The following is a 20,076-nucleotide window of genomic DNA, read 5'->3' on the forward strand; positions in this document are numbered from 1 at the left end:
CACCCATGAAAACACTGATCGAGTTCTACCAACACCTCGGCCTGGCCTTGTCACTGCTGGTGATGATGACCTTTTTGCTGGCGGGCACCGTCAAGGGCGTCATCGGTCTTGGCTTGCCAACGGTGGCGATGGGCATGCTCGGGCTGGCTATTGCTCCAGCGCAGGCTGCTGCGCTGCTGATCATTCCCTCCATTGTCACCAACGCCTGGCAACTGGCTGCAGGCGGGCAGTTGCGCATGCTGATAAAACGCCTGTGGCCCATGCAGCTGGGCATCTTTATCGGCACCGGGGTTGGCATGCTCTGGCTAAGTATCGACGGCGGCACGTGGGTGGTGCGGGCGCTGGGGGCGGCCTTGCTGCTCTACGCCCTCAGCGGGCTGTGGCTGCCCACCCTGCGCGTCGCCCCGCAGCGCGAGCGCTGGCTGGGCCCGATATGCGGCGTGATCACCGGGGTGATTACATCGGCCACAGGCGTGTTTGTGATTCCCGCCGTGCCCTATCTGCAGGCGCTGGGCTTAAGCAAAAACCAATTGGTTCAGGCCTTGGGATTGTCCTTCAGCGTCTCCACATTGGCCCTTGCCGCCGGGCTTTACTGGCGCGGCAATCTGGGCAGCGGTGAGCTCAATGCCTCATTGCTGGCGCTGGTGCCCGCCATGCTCGGCATGTGGCTGGGGCAGTGGTTGCGCCAGCGCATCAGCGCCGCACTGTTCAAACGGGTGTTCTTTATAGGCATGGCGCTATTGGGTGCGCACTTGCTGGTCAACAATTGAGTATTCATTCGTGCATTAACAGCAAAGGTGATTTGACCCACCACGGGTTTTTCTTGAGCAAGCGCATCGATATTCTGCCGACATGATTTTTAACCCCCCTGTCGCTCAACAGCGCTGAGGGTTTACCCCCCTGGAGGCTGATGATGAAAAAAATACTCTTGCTTAACGGCGCCAAAAAATTTGCCCACTCCGATGGTCGCTACAACCTGACCATGCACGACACCGCGCTGGCGTTTTTTGACCGCCAGGGCTTTGAAGTCAAAGTGACCCACATCGACGAAGGCTACGACATCGCTGAAGAGGTTGAAAAATACCTGTGGGCTGACGTGATCATCTATCAAATGCCGGGCTGGTGGATGGGTGCGCCCTGGATCGTCAAGAAGTACATCGATGAAGTGTTTACTCAAGGCCACGGCAAGCTCTACGCCAGTGACGGTCGTACCCGTTCCGACGCTTCTCAGCGTTACGGCAGCGGCGGCCTGATTCACGGCAAAAAATACATGTTGTCCCTGACCTGGAACGCCCCGCAGCAAGCGTTCGATGATCCGGCGGACTTTTTCGAAGGCAAAGGTGTGGACGCGGTGTACTTCCCGTTCCATAAAGCCAATGAATTCCTGGGCATGACCGGCCTGCCGACCTTCTTGTGTGTCGACGTGATGAAGCGTCCGCAACCCGAAATCGACGCCGCGCGTTATGAACAGCACCTGAGCGAGGTGTTCGCTCTCAAGGCATAACGACGCCAGGGTGGGAGCGGGCTTGCTCGCGATGCAGGCGACGCGGTTGTTCAGACCAACCGCGGTGATACCATCGCGAGCAAGCCCGCTCCCACACGTAGATAAGGTCGCCCGCGTGAAAGCCAGATCTGATGAGCTGCAAATTTTTGTCTCGGTCATCGAGTGCGGCTCGATTTCTGCCGCTGCCGAGCAAGCCGGGCAAACGCCGTCCGCCGTCAGCCGCACGCTTTCAAGGCTGGAAGCCAAGCTCGGCACCACGCTGATCAACCGCACCACGCGGCGCATGGACCTGACCGAGGAGGGCAAGTTTTTCTTCGAGCGGGCCAAGCTGATCCTTGAACAGATGGACGAGCTGGAAGAGCGCCTCATCTCGCACCAGCGCACGCCCTCGGGACGGTTGCGCATCAATGCAGCCGCGCCTTTTGTGCTGCACGCCATCGTGCCGTTTATCCCCGAATTCCGTGCGCTGTACCCCGAAATCCAGCTCGAACTCAACAGCAACGACCTGATCATCGACTTGCTGGAGCAAAGCACCGACATCGCCATTCGTATCGGCACCCTGGCCGACTCCACCTTGCACGCCCGTTCCCTGGGGTGCAGCCCGCTGAACATCCTGGCCAGCCCCGACTACCTTGCCCGTTACGGCGTCCCTACCCGCGTGGCAGACCTGGCCAACCACACCCTGATCGGCTTTACCCAAAACGATGGCCTCAATCAGTGGCCGCTACGTTATGCACAGGGTGATCGCTGGCCCATCCAGCCGGCCATCAGCGCCTCGAGCGGCGAAACCGTGCGCCATCTGGCGCTGCAAGGGCAGGGCATTGCGTGCCTGTCGCACTTCATGACCCATGAAGACATTACCCACGGGCGCTTGCACGTCGTGCTGGGCGAGTTCAACAGCGGCTACCGCCAACCGATCAACGCCGTGTACTACCGCAACTCACAACTGGCGCTGCGCATTCAGTGCTTTCTGGACTTTATCCAGGCCAAGCTCGCCAGCTACGCGATCTGCGACAAGCCCACAGGGCTTGAGTGAAGTTCCTACACATAAAGCAACGTCTGCACCTACTGCGTCGCTTTATATTGAGGGACGATTCCTAGAGAATCCTGACCGTCTTGTGGCGTTGCACATGGGTGGATAGTCTCGCCGGGTCGCTGATTTCAGTGACCGGTTTTGACAGACCGCCCAAATATAATTTCAGCGCTTTACATGTTTCTCAATGTTATGGCGGCTGTGTGCGGGGCACGTTCAAGTGCGCCGAGTTTTTGGGATTTCCTCGGTCTGTCAACCCGCATGCAGCTGCCACCCTTACCGATTGACAGCGGGACAGAGGCAGCTTTTTTCAGACTGCATTGGAATCCCTCCATGAAAAAAATTGTTCCCGACCCTCCGCTGTTCACCTGCGCCCACCAGGGCACTTCGCTGTTTGCCATCAACCCCGGCGTACCTGTTCAGGAAGCGCTCAAACATGCCTCGTTGCTGCTCAAAGGCGCAGAACTGACCGCCGACGACATCCGCTCCCACCTCAGTGGTTTTGAGGCCGAGCAGTTGTGGTGCGTGATTCACGGCGTCGAACTGGCCCGTGGTCTGGTGGATGCACTGATCACCGAAACCTGACACCCCTGTAGTCGCTGACGAGGAACGAAGGCTGCGATCGGCGTGATGCGGTACTGCGACGCAGTGGTCGCAAAATCAGGCCCTGGTGTTTGCCAATGATTGCTGCGCAACCGTACGCAGCCTCGCTACGCTCCTCAGCGGCTACAGAGGTCACACAACCCGCAATTTTGTTTTTTGTTGTTTGAAAATGTTGCCCAAATCAGACAAGGTTTGGCCACAGTTGATAACAATAAAAGGAAGTACCGAATGCGCATTGTGTGGTTCAAAACCCTGGCCTTGACGGCCGCCATCGCTGCCAGTTCCTCGGCTTATGCCGTTACCCTGGAGGGCGGGGCTGTCGCTGCACCGGACCAGTACGGTGCCGAAGTGGCCGCGCAGATTCTCAAAAAAGGCGGCAATGCGGTCGACGCTGCCGTGGCAACCGCCTTCACCCTGGCCGTGACGTACCCCGAAGCCGGTAACATCGGCGGCGGCGGTTTCATGACGATGTACATCGATGGCAAACCCTATTTCCTCGACTATCGCGAGACGGCGCCCAAAGCCGCCACCCGCGACATGTACCTCAACGACAAAGGCGAGATCATCGAGAACCTGAGCCTGGTCGGTTCCCGTGCCGCTGGCGTGCCGGGTACGGTGATGGGCTTGTGGGAAGCGCACCAGCGCTTCGGTAAATTGCCGTGGGCCGAACTGCTGACTCCGGCCGTGGGTTACGCGAAAAACGGTTTCAAGGTGGCCGACCAGCAATACCAGTACCGCGAAGATGCGCTGGCGCTGTTCAAGGGCACCACCAACTTCGGTGATTACTTTGGCAGCATGAAGCCCGGCGAAACCTTCAAGCAGCCTGAGCTGGCCGAGACCCTGGAACGCATCGCCGATCAGGGCGCCAAAGAGTTCTATCATGGCAAGACCGCTGACCTGCTGGTCGCGCAAATGCAGAAGGACAAAGGCCTGATCACCAAGGAAGACCTGAACGAATACAAGGTCAACTGGCGTGAACCGATGCGCGTCGATTTCCGCGGCAACACCCTGTACACCGCGCCGCTGCCAAGCTCGGGCGGTATCGCGCTGGCCCAACTGATCGGCATCAAAGAAGACCGTGCAGCGGACTTCAAAGGCGTTGAGCTGAACTCTGCGCCGTATATCCACCTGCTGGCCGAGATCGAAAAACGCGTGTTTGCCGACCGTGCCGACTACCTCGGCGATCCGGCATTCGGCAAGATGCCGGTGGCTGAACTGACCGACCCGGCCTACATCGCCAAGCGTGCGAAAGAAGTCAATCCGAAGGCTATTTCCGAGACTGCCAAGGTCAAGCCGGGCCTTGAACCGCACCAGACCACGCACTTCTCCATCGTCGACAAGCAGGGTAATGCGGTCAGCAATACCTACACCCTGAACTGGGACTACGGCAGCGGCGTTGTGGTCAAAGGCGCGGGCTTTTTGCTGAACGACGAAATGGATGACTTCAGCTCCAAGCCGGGCGTGGCCAACGCCTTTGGTGTGGTGGGCGGCAATGCCAATGCCATCGAGCCGGGCAAGCGCATGTTGTCTTCCATGAGCCCAAGCCTGGTGACACGCGATGGAGAAGTCACGCTGGTACTCGGCACACCGGGTGGTTCGCGGATCTTCACCTCGATTTTCCAGGTGCTGAACAACATTTACGACTACGACTTGCCACTGGAGAAAGCCGTGGCTGCACAGCGCGTGCATCACCAGTTGCTGCCCAAAGACACGATTTACTTCGACGCCTATGCACCGCTCACCGGCAAGGTGGCTGACGAGCTCAAGGCAATGGGTTACACCCTGGAGGATCAGGGCTGGAACATGGGCGATATCCAGGCGATCCGGGTTAACGGCACCCAGCTTGAAACCGCTTCCGACCCGCGTGGTCGTGGTGTGGGCATGGTTGTGAAGTAAACCCGCAACGCACATACACGCATCACACTTGTGGGAGCGGGCTTGCTCGCGATGCAGACACCTCGGTCATTCAGGTTCACCGAGGTGTGGCCATCGCGAGCAAGCCCGCTCCCACAATTTCTTTTTAGCCCCTGCAATTTGTTACCATCCTTTACTTATTATCCCTTCCGTTTTTCCCGTCCCGACTTTTAGGTAAGCCATGAAACTCTCACGTCTGCGCGCTGATGTCCTGGCCGGGCTCACGACGTCCTTCGCCTTGTTGCCCGAGTGCATCGCGTTCGCGCTGGTTGCCCACCTCAACCCGCTGATGGGCTTGTATGGCGCGTTTATCATCTGCACCCTCACCGCGCTGTTTGGCGGGCGACCTGGCATGGTGTCCGGTGCGGCCGGGTCGATGGCGGTGGTGATCGTCGCGCTGGTGGTGCAACACGGCGTGCAGTATCTGTTGGCCACAGTGCTGTTGAGCGGGCTGATCATGCTGGCGTTCGGTTTGTTCAAGCTCGGCAAGCTGGTGCGCATGGTGCCCCATCCGGTGATGCTGGGCTTCGTCAACGGCCTGGCGATCGTGATTGCCCTGGCGCAACTGGATCACTTCAAGGACGGCGGCACCTGGCTCAGTGGCATGGCGCTGTACATGATGATCGGACTGGTGGCCGCGACCATGGCCATTGTCTATCTGCTGCCACGCCTGACCCGCGCCGCGCCGCCTGCCCTGGTGGCCATTCTGGGTGTGGGCCTGGCGGTCTATTTTCTGGGCTTGCCGACCCGCACCCTGGGCGATATGGCGCACATTGCTGGCGGTTTGCCGAGCTTCAGCCTGCCGCAGATTCCCTGGACGCTTGAGACCCTGATCATCATCGCGCCCTACGCAATCGTGATGGCGGTGGTGGGTTTGCTGGAAACCCTGCTGACCCTCAACCTGACCGACGAAATCACCGAGAGCCGTGGCTACCCGGACCGCGAGTGCGTGGCGTTGGGCGCGGCAAACATGGTGTCGGGTGCGTTTGGTGGCATGGGCGGTTGCGCCATGATCGGCCAAACCGTGGTCAACCTCAGCTCCGGCGGCCGTGGTCGGTTGTCGGGTGTGACTGCCGGACTGATGATTTTGCTGTTTGTGTTGTTCCTGTCGCCGTTTATCGAGCGTATCCCGTTGGCGGCGCTGGTGGGCGTGATGTTTGTGGTCTCGCAGCAGACCTTTGCCTGGGCCTCGTTGCGGGTGCTGAACAAGGTGCCGCTCAACGATGTGCTGGTGATCATCGCCGTGACGGTGATTACCGTGTTTACCGACCTGGCGGTGGCGGTGCTGTGCGGGGTGATTATCGCCGCGCTCAATTTTGCCTGGCAGCAGGCGCGTCAGCTGTACGCCGACGCGGATCTGCAAAGCGACGGCAGCAAGCTTTACCGTGTTCATGGCACGTTGTTTTTTGCCTCGACCACGGCCTTTCTCAAGCAGTTCGACCCGGCCAACGATCCGGCTCAGGTGACGCTGGATTGTCGCCACCTGAACTTCATGGATTACTCGGCCATCGCGGCACTGGACACCTTGCGCGAGCGCTATCGCAAGGCGGGCAAGCATCTGCGGGTGCTGCACCTGTCCGAGCGCAGCAAAAAACTGCTCAAGCGGGCGCGTGTGCAGCACGAATGAGCGAAATGCGTACGACACGTTGATGCGTACCGTGCGCTTGTGAAGTGGGTTTCTGGCAATGAAGGTTGCCGGTGTATATAAGCGCGTGTGTTTAATAGCCGTGAACCAAGTTCGCGGCTATTAAAAGGTTTTGTTAGCCAGGTAGTAAGATTTTTACGCTGGCAGTGCAAGTGGGTTTGCTGTTTTGTGATCGATCAAATTCAAACTTTACGTATTGAGTCACTGAACTAGGTGTCCACAGGTAGGTTCGCATTTTCATCGCGTGCTTCAGGTTATCTTGCCTGAGGTTTTTGCTGTAACTTCTCCACGGTGTTGGTTTATTAAAATAGCCGTCAACTTCATAAACGCTGAGCTTGGCGGCATGAGTGTTCTGAAGCCCTGCAGGCGCTTTGATTTGATAGGCGGTATTGGTGACGTAGACCAGCGGACCTTCCCTTTCTGCATTTATATAGGCGGTGCCGGTGAACCCGGCAGTCGAGCAGCTGGCTGTGTAGTCTTGAGCGAACGAAGAGGACACCGCAAACAACGTTGCAATGGCAAGAGTAACTTTAAGTGCGGATTTTTTTTGAATTGACATGAGTCTGGGGCCTGTTATTAGTTCGGCCCGAGACTTTAGGTGAGGCGTTCATTGTTCGACTATGCGCACGTTTACATTTGTCGGTAAGGTTTTTCTTAGTTGTTTATAGCCGTAAGTAGTGCGGCACTTTGTCGTGAACCTATGTCCGGGGACGATGAGTAACGTCTCCCGGCAAGTCACTGTTGATGGCGGGCGCCGTTCTTTAAAAGGGGCCGCTGAAGCGGCCCCTCCGGTGTCACGAGTGGGTCATTACACCTTGAAGTGGCTGACCATCTCTTGTAACTGATTGCCCAGACGCGCCAGTTCAACGCTGGACTTGGCCGTCTCATCGCTGGCCGCTGCGGTTTGCTCGGAGACGTCGCGCACGTTGACGATGCTGCGGCTGATTTCTTCGGCGACCGCGCTCTGCTGTTCGGCAGCAGCGGCAATCTGCTGGTTCATCGACTGGATATTCGACACCGTACGGGTGATGCCTTGCAGTGAGGTGCCCGCCTGACGGGTCAGGGTCACGCTGCTGTCGGTCAGGGTGCGGCTGTTGTGCATGACGGTGGCCACGTGCTGCGTGCCACTTTGCAGGGCCGCCACCAGGGTTTGAATTTCTTCGGTGGATTTTTGCGTGCGCTGGGCCAGGCCCCTTACTTCGTCGGCAACCACGGCAAAACCGCGACCCGCATCACCGGCGCGGGCAGCCTCGATGGCGGCGTTGAGGGCCAGCAGATTGGTCTGCTCGGCCACGGCCTTGATCACGTCCATCACGCTGCCGATCTTGTCGCTTTCCTGTTGCAGTACAGCCATGGCTTCGGTCGAGCGACCCACTTCCACGGCCAGGCGCTCGATCTGGTCAATCGCCTGATTGACCACAGTGTCACCTTCGCGAGCTTCGTTGTCGGCGGCTGCGGCCGCTTGGGAGGCTTGCTCGGCATTGCGCGCCACTTCTTGCACAGTGGCGGTCATTTCATGCATGGCGGTGGCCACCTGATCGGTCTCGATCTTCTGGCTGTTGACCCCGGCGCTGGTTTGTTCGGTCACGGCAGACAGCTCTTCGGCCGCGCTGGCGATCTGGCTGACGCCGTCGCGGATACCGCTGATCAACTCGCGCAGGGTGGTGCCCATGCGTGCAATGCCTTGTTGCAGTACGCCCAGCTCATCGCGGCGGGTCACGCGCAGGTTGTGGCTCAGATCGCCACCGGCAATGCGGTCTACCACGGCCAGGGTTTCACGCAGAGGCACAGTGATCTGGCGCGTGATGATCACGGCGGCCGTGATGCCAAACAGCAAGACCAGCAAGGTGGTGATCAATTGCATGCTGTTGGCCGTGGCGCTTTCGATGTCGCGACGTTCCAGCTGAATCTTGTACAGCTCATCGCTGAGGCCAAGGACGCTGGCGCCGTATTCGGTCATGTCTTTGCGCATGGCGATGATGGTGTTGTCGGTGCTGGCATACAGCTCCAGCGCTTGCTGGTACTGCTCCATGGTTTTGCCCAGGGTGCGCAGGGTGTCGCCGGCATTTTCGCCAAAGTGCGAGCTCAGGCGTTCCAGGCTTGCGATGGCGGTGTCCAGTTGCTGGCGTGCGGCCTTTTCGGTCGTGGGGTTGGGTGCAGCAATGTAGGCCCGAACCTGGTAACGCGAGAGCAGGAACTGCTCACGTACTTCGGACACGTTCTGGAACATGGCAAAACGGCTTTCATCGCCGACGGGTATTTGCAGGGCGCGCTTGATCAGGGTTGCGATGGCGTCCTGTGCCAGTACGGCATTGCGGTCCATGTTGGCCCGCGACACGGCGGACTCAACGTAAGCCTTGCGCATCGTGACCAGCGCACGCTCGTAGCGGCCGATGATCTCTTGTTGCTCTTTGAGCAGCTTGAGGTTTTCCGGGCTCAGGAAGGTGCTGATCAGCTCTTTTTGCTGGGCCGAGAACGCATCAATGCTGGCTTGTACATTCTGCGCGGCGGTTTCGTCGCCATCGGTGAGCATGTACTGCAAGCGTGCCACCCGCAGGTTGGTAAACGCCGTGTTGAGCCGCGTGATGTCGCTCATCCAGTTACTGCGATCAATCATCTTGTCGAGGCTGATCCAGTTACAGACGGCCATCACGCAGGTAAGGGCCAGTACCAGGCCAAAGCCCAGGGACAGTTTCAGGTTGACGCTGATATCGCTCAGCCATCTATTCATAAGGTTCTCCAGGAACGCTGCACGCATGATCTAAGTTCGCTGGAGGGAATTATTTTTTTTGACCCAGCCGAGTGTTGTGTTGGAGAGGTATCGGCTGCATTCGTCAGAGCTGAAACGTTTTGTTTTGCACCAGTTCACATAACCTCATATCCATTTGAAGCGTGTGCCTGATCTTCGCTTTTACGCTTTTTTTCACATTCGTTTCACCTGCCTCTGACCTCCATTTTTTTAACCTACTGTTCAGCTAATAGATGCCTGAATTGTGCAAGTCTATTTCTTACAGCAGGGCCGCGATGCGACCCGTTGTCATATTCGAGCGATAGGGTAGGCCGGTGTCTTTCACTGACTGCCGCAGAGGGTATAAGTACCGTGACGTTGAGCCTTGATCTGACCGGGATTAACCGTACGCTGCTACGCCGTGGCCTGGTCCGTTATAAAAATGCGCTGGTGGTGATCGTCGCGAGCGTGATGGCTATTGCGTTGACGCTGACGCTGCTGGCACCTGCGGCCCCGCCTGATCTGGCACAGCCTAGCCATGCCGATCATGTGGTGTTGCTGACCGATAGCTGGGCCAAGGGTGATGTGATTGCGGTGGTCCGTCATGGCGAGCGTTGCGACCGTTCCTCGGCGCAGTGCCTGGGCCCGGCAGACGGTGTGACGGTGCGCGGTGAAGCTGCGGTTCAGGCGCTTGGCGCAGACTTCAATCAGTTGGGGCTCAAGAACGCTGACATTTACAGCAGCCTGTTGACCCGTGCGCGGCAAACTGCCAGCGCCATGTTTGTGCACCCGGTTGAGGCACAGGACTGGCTGTTCAACTGCCGGGGCACCATGTTGCGTGATGCCCTCAAGCACAAAGTAGCGGGCCAGAACCTGATTCTGGTGAGCCACAGCGAATGCATGGACCAACTGCTTTTGGACATGCACCTGTCAACGAACACCACGTTTGGCTACGGCTCCACCTTGTTCATCCGGGCCAGTGACGCCCACGGTGAGCCGCAGATGCTGGGCTATATCGAGCCCAAGGACTGGGCGAGCATAGTACCGGTAATGACCGCTAGCAGCCGCCACGGGTTTGAAGCCTCGCAATTCTGACCCCCCTTCAAGCAACACGCAAAGCCCGGACATGTGCCGGGCTTTTTCATGTCACGCGCGGTTCAGCAGGCGGTTCCAGTTTTGCTCGTCGGGTAATGGCAGGTCGCTGAGTTCCCGTGCCACCACCTGTTCAATATCGCTGGCGCTGAGCACTTTTTCATCGAGCCACGGCCAGGTCGCATCCGCATCCCTGAAGTTGAGCTGACTGTTCAATTGCTGGCAGGCGAGGGCGAGCAGATGCATCAGCCACCACTGGCTTGTGATGTAGGGCTTTTGCTGCGCGGGGATGCGACCCAGCAGGGCTGCCACGTCGGGCAGGTTGGGGCTGGGGGACTCGCTGCTGTGCAGGTTCCAGACAATCGAGCCGTTGTTAGACACATCCTGATTGGCCAGTGCCGGGTCGGTACTGACTTCAATGCTGACCTTCACATGTTGCTGCTCAAGCTGATCAATCAGGTAATTGGCCAGATCAGATGTGCGTAAAAATGCGGTGGCCGTGTTGAAGGCCAGGTGAGCGTCGTAGTCGCTCAGGGTTTTGCTGGAAATACCAATGGTCATGACAGGCTCCTTGACTGGGAATCGCCCAAGGAGCGTAGCCAATACACCGTGATCGGCCACGTCATATGCCGTTCTGTTGCCCGGGATCAAGTTTATGGGGCAGGAGCGGCCTGGCTGACAAAGTAGAAGTGGTGCCGCCCTACACTGACCTCGTCCAGGATGCTCAGGTTCATCCCCGGTACCTCGGGCTTTTCCACCAGGGCGATATGGTCGGGCGATGCACTGAGAAACGCCTGCAGTTCTGCTGTTGAGTTGAGCGTGTGTTGCAATTGCTGGCTGTAAAACACCACGGCACCCAGGCGCTCGTCGGGCCTGAGGAGCGCCACCTGTTTACCGCGGGCTTGCAGATCCATGACGTAGGCCGCCAGAGGCTGGAATGACTCTTCCTTATCGGCAAGGGGTGCCCGGTTCGCTGCCAGCAGGTAGGCGGCTACCAGGCCCGCCAGCAGTGCGGCAGCCAGTGGCCGGTGGTAGTCGCTGAGGAACCTGGCCGTGGCCGACACCGGACTTTTTTTGCGCAGCCAGTCCACAATCACCTGGGCGTATTGCGCGGCAATCACGGCGGCTGCGGGTGCCATCGACATCATGTACACCGCACGCTTGCTGGAGGCGAAGTTGAGCAGCGCAAATTGCGCCACCAGCCACACGCAGAAAAACAGCAGGAACGGATTGCTTCGCAGTTGTTTGCGAAAGTGCCACAGGCCCAGATAAGTCAGCAGGTTCCACGGTAAAAAGGCTTCGGGCAGTTTTCGCAGGTAGTAGTAAAACGGTTCGTAATGCCCGGCCTCGACAAACGACCCACTGAAGCGACCCACGCTGTTGGTCCACAACAGTTCGCTGACCGCCTGCATTCCGCCGCGCTGGTAGAGCACGCACAGCCAGATGAACAGCGGGATTAGCCCGAGCAGAGTCAGCAACCCCGGGCGTAGCCAATTGCGCAGGACGAAACGTTTCTCTATCAGGCTTTCACACACCAGATAGGTAAAAATCACGATCCCCGGCAGCGCCAGGCCCAACACGCCTTTACTCAGGGTGGCAATGGCAATCCCGGCGGCAAACAACAGCCAGGGGCCCCAGGCAAAACGCAGCTGGCGGCTGGCATAGAAAAACGCCAGCAAGGCCATGGTCACACCCAGAGTGAGCAGCGCATCTTCGCCTACTTGACGGGTGTTACCCCAGAAAATGCCCATCGTTGCCAGCATCGCTGCTGCTGTCCAGGCCAGTGCCGTGGGGCGTGCGAGTTTGCGCAGCATGACGTACAGCAACATCACACAAAACAATCCGGCAAAGGCCGATGCCAGTCGCACGGCGAATAGCTGGGCGCCGAACACGCGGAGGGCGCCAGCGTCCAGCCACAGGCTGAGCGGTGGTTTTTCCAGGAAGGGTTCGTTGAGCAGGTGGGGTGTCACCCAGTCGTCGCTCAAGTGCATCTGCATGGCGATACCCGCCACCCTGGACTCGGTCGACCCCTGCAATTGGTGATTGCCCAGTGCAAAGAAGAACAGCACGCAACCGAGCAGTAATAACAGTAGAGCGGGGCGAGTCAGGCGCATTGGGCTACCAGGCAGTCATCGAATGGAATACTGCGCTGGAGTATAGGAGGGGAGTTCTTAACAAATTGTGAAAGCTGGCAGGCCAACCACACATCCCTGTGGGAGCGGGCTTGCTCGCGATGGTATCGCCGCGGTCTGACTGCAAAACCGCAGTGATAGCATCGCGAGCAAGCCCGCTCCCACAATAAACCCAAGCCGTCAGAACGTCGCTTTGACCTGCAATCCCGCGACCAGGGCATTGCTGCGGCTGGCGCCATAGAACGCACCGGGTTCGATGATGTACTGCAGGTCGGGACGCAACAGCAGCCACGGCGTGACTTGTGCGCCATAGTTCAGTTCAAGCAACTGCTCGCCGCTGTCCAGGCTGGCAATCATGTCGGCTTGCTCAGGGCTGCTGGCAGCCGCTTCTTGTACATCCCGTGAGCGCGAGTTGAACACGGCGCGACCATAGGCGAAGGCGATGCTGTCTTTAGGACGGCTGGCAAATGGCTTTTGCTTGACCAGACCCACCGAGTACCAGTGGCTCATCGGCGAGGTCGCGGCATTGCTGCGGGCCGCCTGGCCAAAGGCGCGCAACACGCTTTCGGGGTCTTGCTCGTCACGCCAGATGGCCTGGTCGACCAGCACGTAAGCACCGGTACGGTTGTTGGCTTTTTGCGTGCTGCCAATTTTGCGGGTGTTGGAGGTGTCGTAGTACCAGCCCACTTTGTATTGGCCATTGAGCCAGGCGTCGTGGGTGAAAATCGCCTCCAGCGGCATGATCGCCCCCGTCGTGCCTTTGGTGGTCATGCTGAAGGCTTCCGAGGAGCGGCTGTTGTACTCGGGGTTGACCTGGAAGACAGCGGTTTGCAGGGTCAGTGCCGGGCTTACGGTGTAGCGCAATTCGCCACCCCAGTGACCGGTCGGGTAGTTGGTCCAGCCACTGCCGTTGGACTGGGTCAGCGGGTGTGCGCAAAAACCGGCGTTGACGAAGCTGGTCAGCAACGGCATGCCGCCAAAATCATTGCCCATCGGCATGAAGCCCAGCTTGGTGGTCAGGTCTTCGGAAAACAGGGTGCGCTGGTAGCTGAACTCAGACAGACGGGTGTAGTTGCCGCCAGCGTTTTCCTGGATCGGCAGGCGGTTGCCTACCAGATCTTCAGAGGCGCTGTGGCCGCGACGATCATTGACGGTGATTTGCACCAGGCCAGCATCGGCGGTGCCGAGCAGCTTGCTCAGGTCGAACTGGGCGCCGATACGCACTTGCTGCGAATAACGGGTGCCGTGCTTGATCCCGCCATGCAGGTTGGAAAAGGTTTCGGAGTTGTAGTCACCGGTCAGTTTGACGCCTTTATCCATCAACTTCTGGCGCTCGCCGCCCCAGTCGCCGGTCAGGGTCGAACGGTTCATCAGGTTGTCGGTGGTGTCGGCCAGTACGCAGGCAGGCGTCAGGGCCAGCAATGACAAGCCGCTGCACAAGCTGGTGTTCAGCAGGGCGCGGGAAGAGAAAAACATCTACAGAAGCTCCTTCGAATGAAGTGCCGGCGAACAGGGCGCGACACGATGCCGCACATTATGAACTAGTTGGTTAATAATTTTCATATTTGGTTACACGGGCTCCCCATAATGACTGAGGGCGTCGGTTACACCCTTGCGCTAGACTCCCGCGTTTATCCGTACCAAGGGATGTTCATGATCTGGTTTCTTGAAGGGCAGTCCAGCCAGCGCGACGTGATTGCAGGTGCCCGGGCGGCGCTGCCCGATGACGTGCGGATTTATGCCTCGCACCGACAAAATCGCCCTGAAATTACCGGGTTGGCGGATGTCGCCTGGAGCGAGCCGCAGGACAATCAAGAGCGCATCGACTGGGTGATCGAACAGGCACGGGCCCATCAGATCAAGGTCGTGCTGGCCGGGCGTATCGGGCAGGTTTATGAGGCTCACCGGGCCGCGTTCGAGTCTGCCGGACTGCAATTGGTGACCGGGGCTCTGGATCTGGACACCTTTGAACGGGTGGACGACAAGTCTGCGTTCACTCGCGAGGCCCTGGCAGCAGGGTTGGCGTGTATCCCGGCGATTACCGTGAGCACCCGCGCCGAGTTGCAAGAGGCATATGCCCAACTCGCCCGTGACGGTCAGGTGTGTGTAAAACCGACTCGCGGCATTTACGGTCAGGGCTTTTGGCGCCTGGCCGATGACGTGGATCCGTTTCGCAGCTTTGCCAACGCCGATGCCCATGAAGTCAACGCCCAGGTATTTGCCCAGGCCTACGGCCAATCAGCTGCCCCCAAGCCGTTGCTGGTCATGCCCTACATGCCCGGCAGCGAGTGTTCGGTGGACATGGTGTGCGAAGCTGGCGAGGTCGTGGCCCATGTCGCACGACGCAAACAGGGCCTGATGCAGACGTTCGAGCGCGAGGGTGCAGCGGTCGGGCTGGCGATCAAGGCGGCGCGGCACTTCAAGTGCGACGGCATCGTCAATGTGCAAACCCGCGATGATGCCGCAGGCCAGCCGCACTTGCTGGAGATCAATCTGCGTTACTCCGGTGGCATTGGCTATACCCGTGAAGCAGGTGTGAATCTGCCCGGGATTTTTGCCGCTCGCCGTCTTGGCATGCCCGTTCCGGGCAGCGTCTGGCGCGAAGATGTTCAGGTCAAGGCGATCACCGTCGTGGTTCCGGTTCGCGGGAATTCGCTGCTGGGTTGAGTTGACTTGTGCGGTAACCATTTTTCGCTTGTTTTAAGTGATCGACTCGCTGATCGTCCCCCACTTTTTAAGTATTTCCAGGTAGTAAATGTTGATGAATAGCGCTAACCCCGTGACCGATCCCAAGGTTTTGCATGCAAACCTCAAGCGCGGTCGTCTGGAGGTACAGGTCAATGCATCGACCTTTGATCCACAGGCACTTTTCGATTTCGCCGAGCGGCGCAATCCAAAACGGGCTTTTTTGTTTGTTTCCCGCGTGCTGGGTCGCCATATCCCGGCCCGTCCCTCACTGATGGCTGAAAGCTTCAATGCACTGGCCAGCAAGATCCCCGCTGACTTGCCCGGCCCGGTGCTGGTGATCGGCATGGCCGAAACGGCCGTCGGTCTGGGGGCAGGCGTACACCGTGCGTTGAGCCAGACACGCAATGACAGCGTGTACCTGTGCAGCAGTCGCCACCCCACGGGCAGCGAGCTGTTTGCCCGCTTTGAAGAAGAGCACAGCCACGCCAGCTCGCACCTGCTGCACCTGCCGCTAGATGCGCGCACCCGCGAAATGATGCTCAGTGCCCGCTCGCTGGTGCTGGTGGACGACGAAGCGTCGACCGGCAATACCTTTATCAACTTGTCCCGGGCGCTGGCTGAAGCGGGACTGGATTCCATCGAGCGGATTGTCACCGCGACCCTGACCGACTGGTCTCAGGATGCGGTGCGCAAGGCAATGGGCGATCACGTCACGAGCGTCTCTTTGCTCGACGGTCGCTACACATTCGCCGAAGATCCTGCCGCAGAACTGCCCGAAATGCCCGAAGTGGGCAGTGTGGCCCAAGGCGACTGGGCCCTCGATCCAGACCGCGACTGGGGCCGCATGGGTGTGCGTGAGCACCTCGATACGCTGGCGCCCGATGTGCAAGTGGCGCCCGGTGAGCGGGTGCTGGTGATTGGCACCAGTGAGTTTGTCTGGCGCCCGTTCCTGCTGGCCGAGCGACTTGAGCGGGCGGGGGCCGATGTGCGCTTCAGCTCCACCAGCCGTTCGCCAATTGCCTTGGGCCATTGCATCGACCATGCGTTGTCGTTCTCTGACAACTACGGCCTGGGCATCCCCAACTTTCTTTATAACGTCGCCCCCGGCCAGTTTGACCGGGTGCTGATTTGCAGCGAAACCCCGGCAGCTGCCGTCGACCCGGCGCTGGTCAGCGCATTGAATGCGCAGGTAATCGTTGATGAGCAGTAATCGCCCTCTGGTGTTCGTTGATCTGGACGACACCCTGTTTCAAACCGCCCGCAAAATGGGCGATGAGCCCCGTTTTGCGGCCACGCTGGACGTGGACGGCCAGCCCAACGGCTTCATGAGCGCCACCCAGAAGAGCTTTGTTGAATGGTTGCTGGCGACCAGCGACGTGGTCCCGGTGACCGCGCGCAGCATCGAAGCCTATCAGCGGGTGCAATTACCCTTCGTCCGCGGTGCGGTCTGTGCCCACGGCGGGGTCATCCTCAACCCGGATGGCTCGCTGGACCTGGATTGGCATGCACGGATGTGCGAGGCGCTGGCACTTGAGCAAACCCGTCTGCACCAGCTGAGCGAGCAAACCCTGGCCATTGGCGCAGAGCTGGGGTTCTCGTTGCGTGGCTGGGTAGTCGAAGAGCAGGGGCTGGCCAACTACGTCGTCACCAAGCACAACAACGAAACCGACGAAGCGCTGCTCATCGTGCTGGCCGAGGTCAGGGCGCGGGGCTTGCTCGACGGGCTGTATGTGCACGGCAATGGCAATAATCTGGCGTTCCTGCCCCAGGCCTTGCAAAAGCGTGAAGCGGTACGCGAGTGGATCCGCCGCGATCAGGCGATCAACGGCAAGCGCCCGTTGTTGGGCTTTGGCGACAGTGTGTCGGACCTGGGCTTTATGGCCGAATGCGACTGGTGGGGCACGCCCAAGCGTGGCCAGCTGGCCAGTCATGTGCTGGCGAGCGTTGACCATGAGTAATGCTTTTGCAGGTCTGGAGACTGTCGGCAGTGGCAGCTATGACGCTGATGACGTGCACTTTTTACTGCGTACCTTGCAGATCGAAGTTACCGACGTGCAGGAAAAAGAGCGGCTGATCCAGACCCGGCAGCGTCATTACTCCGAAATGATCAGCCAGGAACATGCGCCGTCAGACACCCATAAAAGCCTCTATCAGCTGGCCCTGGCACAGAACGGCGCCCGCATGGCGGCTGATGTGCAGGCGCTGGCGCTGGCGTTGAATGAACGCTACAGCGGCTCGACGATTGCGCTGGTGTCGTTTGTGCGGGCCGGTTTGCCGCTGGGTGTGTTGCTGCGCCGGGCGCTGCTCGATCTGGGCCGTGAGGCGGCGCATTACGGGGTCAGCATTATTCGTGACCGTGGAATCGACAACGTCGCACTCGAAGCTATCATCAAGACCCACGGTGCCGAGAACATCGTGTTTGTCGATGGCTGGACCGGCAAGGGCGCGATCAGCGGCCAGATCCGCGACAGCCTGGCCGGGGATTCGCGTTTTCCGCCAGATCCGCGACTGGTGGTCCTGGCCGATCCCTGTGGTCGCGCCTGGCTGGCGGCATCGGCTGAAGACTGGCTGATTCCGTCGGGCATTCTGGGCGCCACGGTGTCGGGGCTGGTTTCCCGTTCCATCTGGCCACAAGACCCGGGCCTGCATGGCTGCGTGGTGTATGACCATTTGGCGGAACACGACGTAACCATGAGTTTTATCCACAGCATCGAAGCCGAGCGTGCGCTGCTTGCCCCCCAGGCGAGTGCGCAACCCTGGACAGCGGAGCAGGCCGCAGCGTTGCAACACTCGGCTGTCGCTGCGGTCGAACGTATCTCGACCCGGTTTGCGGTGACCAACCCCAATCGGGTCAAACCGGGTATCGCCGAGGCAACCCGCGCCGTGATGCGCCGTGTGCCGGACCACGTACTGGTGCGCAACCGTGACGATCAGGACGTGCAATTGCTCCTGCACCTTACGCGCCAGGCCAACATCGAGGTCCAGGAGGTCGGTGATGAATTGGGGCCGTATCGCGCTGTGACCGTAATCAGGAGTGTTCGCTGATGATCAAGCATTCAGCCTATGCCTTGGGCGCCACACTTTATATGCCGGCTACCCGCCCCGACATTCTGGAGGTGGTGCTGGGCGAGAAGATCCAGGGTTTGCGCTCGCTGGTGGTGTGCCTGGAAGACGCTGTGGCCGAAACCGACGTGCAGCAGGGGCTGAACAACCTCAAAAACCTGCTGCTGGGGATCGAAGCGCGAGGCGGTCGTCCGTCCGTCGGTCCTATCCTGTTTGTACGGCCACGGGACGCGGCGATGGCAGCGGTCCTCAATGAATGGTCGCTGATGCGCCATGTTGACGGTTTTGTGGTGCCCAAGCTGAGCCTGGGCAATATCCGCGAGTGGCAGCAGGCGGTGACCCGCGACGACCTGATGCTCATGCCCACCCTGGAAACCCCGGAAGTCTTTGTTCCCGATGCGATGGTTGAGCTGCGCAGCGCCCTGCTGGAACAATTGCCGGGGCGTATTATTGCGTTACGCATTGGTGGTAACGACCTGATGGGCTGCCTGGGGTTGCGCCGTCACCCGGCCATGACCCTTTACAGCACGCCCATGAGCTATGTGATTCCCATGTTGTGCGGGATCATGGGCTCTGCAGGTTTTGCCCTGACCGCACCGGTGTTCGAGCAACTGAATACACCGCACTTGCTGGAGCAAGAGCTGGCGCTGGATATGGCCCACGGGCTTGTGGGTAAAACCGCTATCCACCCGTCGCAAATTGCAGTTATCCACAGGGCGCTGCAAGTCAGCCTTGAAGATCTCAACAGTGCACGCCAAATACTGAGTGAGGCGGCGCCTGCGGTGTTCAAGTTCAACGACGCCATGTGCGAGCCTGCGACCCATTACAAATGGGCGCAAAAAATTATTGAGCGAGCGCATTGGCAGGGGGTTCGCCCCGAAATTGCCAGCTCGTCAGACACTTTTGGAGGCAGCCTTAGATTGGCTGAATTAGTGGGTTGAACGACGTTTTGAATACACCGGTTAAAGGCAAGCAGGTTCTGTCAGCGTTCGATTTCGATGGCACGTTGACCTATCACGACACGTTTGTGCCGTTTTTGCGCTTTGCCTTTGGCAATCGGCTGTTCGCGATGCGCTTGTTCCGGATGATTCCGGCGACTGCGTGCTACCTGCTGGGTAGGATTTCGCGTAATGCGCTTAAAGAAAAGCTCATCGCGGTCTACCTGACAGGTGCCAAAGAGGCGTGGGTAAAAGAGCGCGCAGAAGCATTTTGTGACGTTTCGTGGCAGCGCCTAATGCGGCCTTTGGGCTTAACATCCGTCGCCAACCAGCTGGAGCAGGGCGCCAACGTCACCATTTGCTCGGCGTCCCCTGAATTGGTGCTCGCACCGTTTGCCAAAAAACTCGGTATTGGCCTGATCGGAACGCGGTTGGCGTCAGTCGATGGCGTGCTGACGGGGGATATCGACGGTATCAACTGTCGCTGTGAACAAAAAGTCATCCGGCTGGAGGCGCAATACGGGCCTTTGGACCAATACACATTACGTGCCTGGGGTGACACCGTGGGCGATGAACAGATGCTCGGGGCCGCTCAGGAGCCACATTGGCGCGAATTTCACGCGCTGTGGCGTCGCAAGCGGCCACTTGACGTGTGTTTGCGTGAAGGGCTGTAAGCCAGGCGTAAGCAAAGCGTGTCAATAATCAGCAATTACCTATCGTGCTTGAGTGCAGACAA

Annotated in this window: 18 protein-coding genes and 1 pseudogene; 13 read left to right on the plus strand and 6 right to left on the minus strand. The window is 59.1% G+C overall.

Annotated elements, in window-relative coordinates:
* The first annotated feature begins 5 nt into the window (after positions 1-5).
* From KO536_RS15620 to KO536_RS15645, 6 genes are all read left to right on the plus strand, one after another.
* Positions 6-770 (plus strand): sulfite exporter TauE/SafE family protein, encoded by a 765-nt coding sequence (locus KO536_RS15620; protein ID WP_219262362.1) that lies wholly within the window; start codon positions 6-8, stop codon positions 768-770.
* A gap of 143 nt (positions 771-913) precedes the next feature.
* Positions 914-1,504 (plus strand): NAD(P)H-dependent oxidoreductase, encoded by a 591-nt coding sequence (locus KO536_RS15625; RefSeq protein WP_219262363.1) that lies wholly within the window; start codon positions 914-916, stop codon positions 1,502-1,504.
* A gap of 115 nt (positions 1,505-1,619) precedes the next feature.
* Complete coding sequence (locus KO536_RS15630) at positions 1,620-2,540, plus strand: LysR substrate-binding domain-containing protein (protein ID WP_219262364.1); 921 nt, start codon at positions 1,620-1,622, stop codon at positions 2,538-2,540.
* A 330-nt stretch (positions 2,541-2,870) separates the two neighbouring features.
* Positions 2,871-3,122 (plus strand): DUF3077 domain-containing protein, encoded by a 252-nt coding sequence (locus KO536_RS15635; protein WP_133078819.1) that lies wholly within the window; start codon positions 2,871-2,873, stop codon positions 3,120-3,122.
* 246 nt (positions 3,123-3,368) lie between these two features.
* Positions 3,369-5,036, plus strand: a complete 1,668-nt coding sequence (ggt, locus tag KO536_RS15640; RefSeq protein ID WP_219262365.1) for a gamma-glutamyltransferase — start codon at positions 3,369-3,371, stop codon at positions 5,034-5,036.
* Positions 5,037-5,235: 199 nt separating this feature from the next.
* Positions 5,236-6,681 (plus strand): SulP family inorganic anion transporter, encoded by a 1,446-nt coding sequence (locus KO536_RS15645; RefSeq protein ID WP_219262366.1) that lies wholly within the window; start codon positions 5,236-5,238, stop codon positions 6,679-6,681.
* Positions 6,682-6,814: 133 nt separating this feature from the next.
* Here KO536_RS15645 and KO536_RS15650 read toward each other — a convergent pair whose 3' ends face one another.
* The 3 genes and pseudogenes from KO536_RS15650 to KO536_RS24565 form a co-directional block, all read right to left on the minus strand.
* Entirely contained in the window at positions 6,815-7,258 is a 444-nt protein-coding gene (locus tag KO536_RS15650; protein WP_219262367.1) for a hypothetical protein, read from the minus strand.
* A gap of 249 nt (positions 7,259-7,507) precedes the next feature.
* Positions 7,508-8,371: a methyl-accepting chemotaxis protein gene (locus KO536_RS24560; RefSeq protein WP_374105713.1), complete on the minus strand. Its 864-nt coding sequence runs from the start codon at positions 8,369-8,371 to the stop codon at positions 7,508-7,510.
* A gap of 39 nt (positions 8,372-8,410) precedes the next feature.
* Positions 8,411-9,457 (minus strand): annotated as a pseudogene (locus KO536_RS24565) (methyl-accepting chemotaxis protein); the annotation flags it as partial.
* 342 nt (positions 9,458-9,799) lie between these two features.
* On the opposite strand from KO536_RS24565, the gene KO536_RS15660 reads away from it, so the two are divergent.
* The gene (locus KO536_RS15660) at positions 9,800-10,522 is read left to right on the plus strand and encodes a histidine phosphatase family protein (RefSeq protein ID WP_219262369.1); all 723 of its coding nucleotides are present in this window, start codon (positions 9,800-9,802) and stop codon (positions 10,520-10,522) included.
* A 51-nt stretch (positions 10,523-10,573) separates the two neighbouring features.
* On the opposite strand, the gene KO536_RS15665 is transcribed toward KO536_RS15660, so the two are convergent.
* The 3 genes from KO536_RS15665 to KO536_RS15675 all read right to left on the minus strand — a co-directional run bounded on the left by KO536_RS15665 (position 10,574) and on the right by KO536_RS15675 (position 14,127).
* The gene (locus KO536_RS15665) at positions 10,574-11,080 is read right to left on the minus strand and encodes a hypothetical protein (protein ID WP_133078825.1); all 507 of its coding nucleotides are present in this window, start codon (positions 11,078-11,080) and stop codon (positions 10,574-10,576) included.
* A 92-nt stretch (positions 11,081-11,172) separates the two neighbouring features.
* Complete coding sequence (locus KO536_RS15670) at positions 11,173-12,633, minus strand: glycosyltransferase family 39 protein (RefSeq protein ID WP_219262370.1); 1,461 nt, start codon at positions 12,631-12,633, stop codon at positions 11,173-11,175.
* A 198-nt stretch (positions 12,634-12,831) separates the two neighbouring features.
* The gene (locus KO536_RS15675; protein ID WP_219262371.1) at positions 12,832-14,127 is read right to left on the minus strand and encodes a carbohydrate porin; all 1,296 of its coding nucleotides are present in this window, start codon (positions 14,125-14,127) and stop codon (positions 12,832-12,834) included.
* Between the two features lie 177 nt (positions 14,128-14,304).
* Between KO536_RS15675 and KO536_RS15680 the strand changes: the two genes are divergently transcribed.
* The 6 genes from KO536_RS15680 (at position 14,305) to KO536_RS15705 (ending at position 20,014) form a co-directional block, all read left to right on the plus strand.
* Positions 14,305-15,318 (plus strand): ATP-grasp domain-containing protein, encoded by a 1,014-nt coding sequence (locus tag KO536_RS15680; protein ID WP_219262372.1) that lies wholly within the window; start codon positions 14,305-14,307, stop codon positions 15,316-15,318.
* 94 nt (positions 15,319-15,412) lie between these two features.
* Positions 15,413-16,549 carry a phosphoribosyltransferase domain-containing protein gene (locus KO536_RS15685; protein ID WP_219262373.1) on the plus strand — a complete coding sequence of 379 codons (1,137 nt, stop codon included), beginning with the start codon at positions 15,413-15,415 and terminating at the stop codon, positions 16,547-16,549.
* Complete coding sequence (locus KO536_RS15690; RefSeq protein WP_219262374.1) at positions 16,539-17,297, plus strand: trehalose phosphatase; 759 nt, start codon at positions 16,539-16,541, stop codon at positions 17,295-17,297. The genes KO536_RS15685 and KO536_RS15690 overlap by 11 nt, the downstream gene beginning before the upstream one ends.
* Positions 17,290-18,384: a cysteine protease StiP family protein gene (locus KO536_RS15695; RefSeq protein WP_219262375.1), complete on the plus strand. Its 1,095-nt coding sequence runs from the start codon at positions 17,290-17,292 to the stop codon at positions 18,382-18,384. Before KO536_RS15690 ends, KO536_RS15695 begins: the two co-directional genes overlap by 8 nt.
* A complete protein-coding gene (locus KO536_RS15700) occupies positions 18,384-19,343 on the plus strand; it encodes an HpcH/HpaI aldolase/citrate lyase family protein (RefSeq protein WP_133078832.1) in 960 nt (319 codons plus the stop codon). Before KO536_RS15695 ends, KO536_RS15700 begins: the two co-directional genes overlap by 1 nt.
* Positions 19,340-20,014: an HAD-IB family hydrolase gene (locus tag KO536_RS15705; protein WP_133078833.1), complete on the plus strand. Its 675-nt coding sequence runs from the start codon at positions 19,340-19,342 to the stop codon at positions 20,012-20,014. The genes KO536_RS15700 and KO536_RS15705 overlap by 4 nt, the downstream gene beginning before the upstream one ends.
* The last annotated feature ends 62 nt before the right edge of the window (positions 20,015-20,076 follow it).

This window comes from Pseudomonas sp. NKUCC02_KPG (genome assembly GCF_019345465.1).
Taxonomy (GTDB): Bacteria; Pseudomonadota; Gammaproteobacteria; order Pseudomonadales; family Pseudomonadaceae; genus Aquipseudomonas.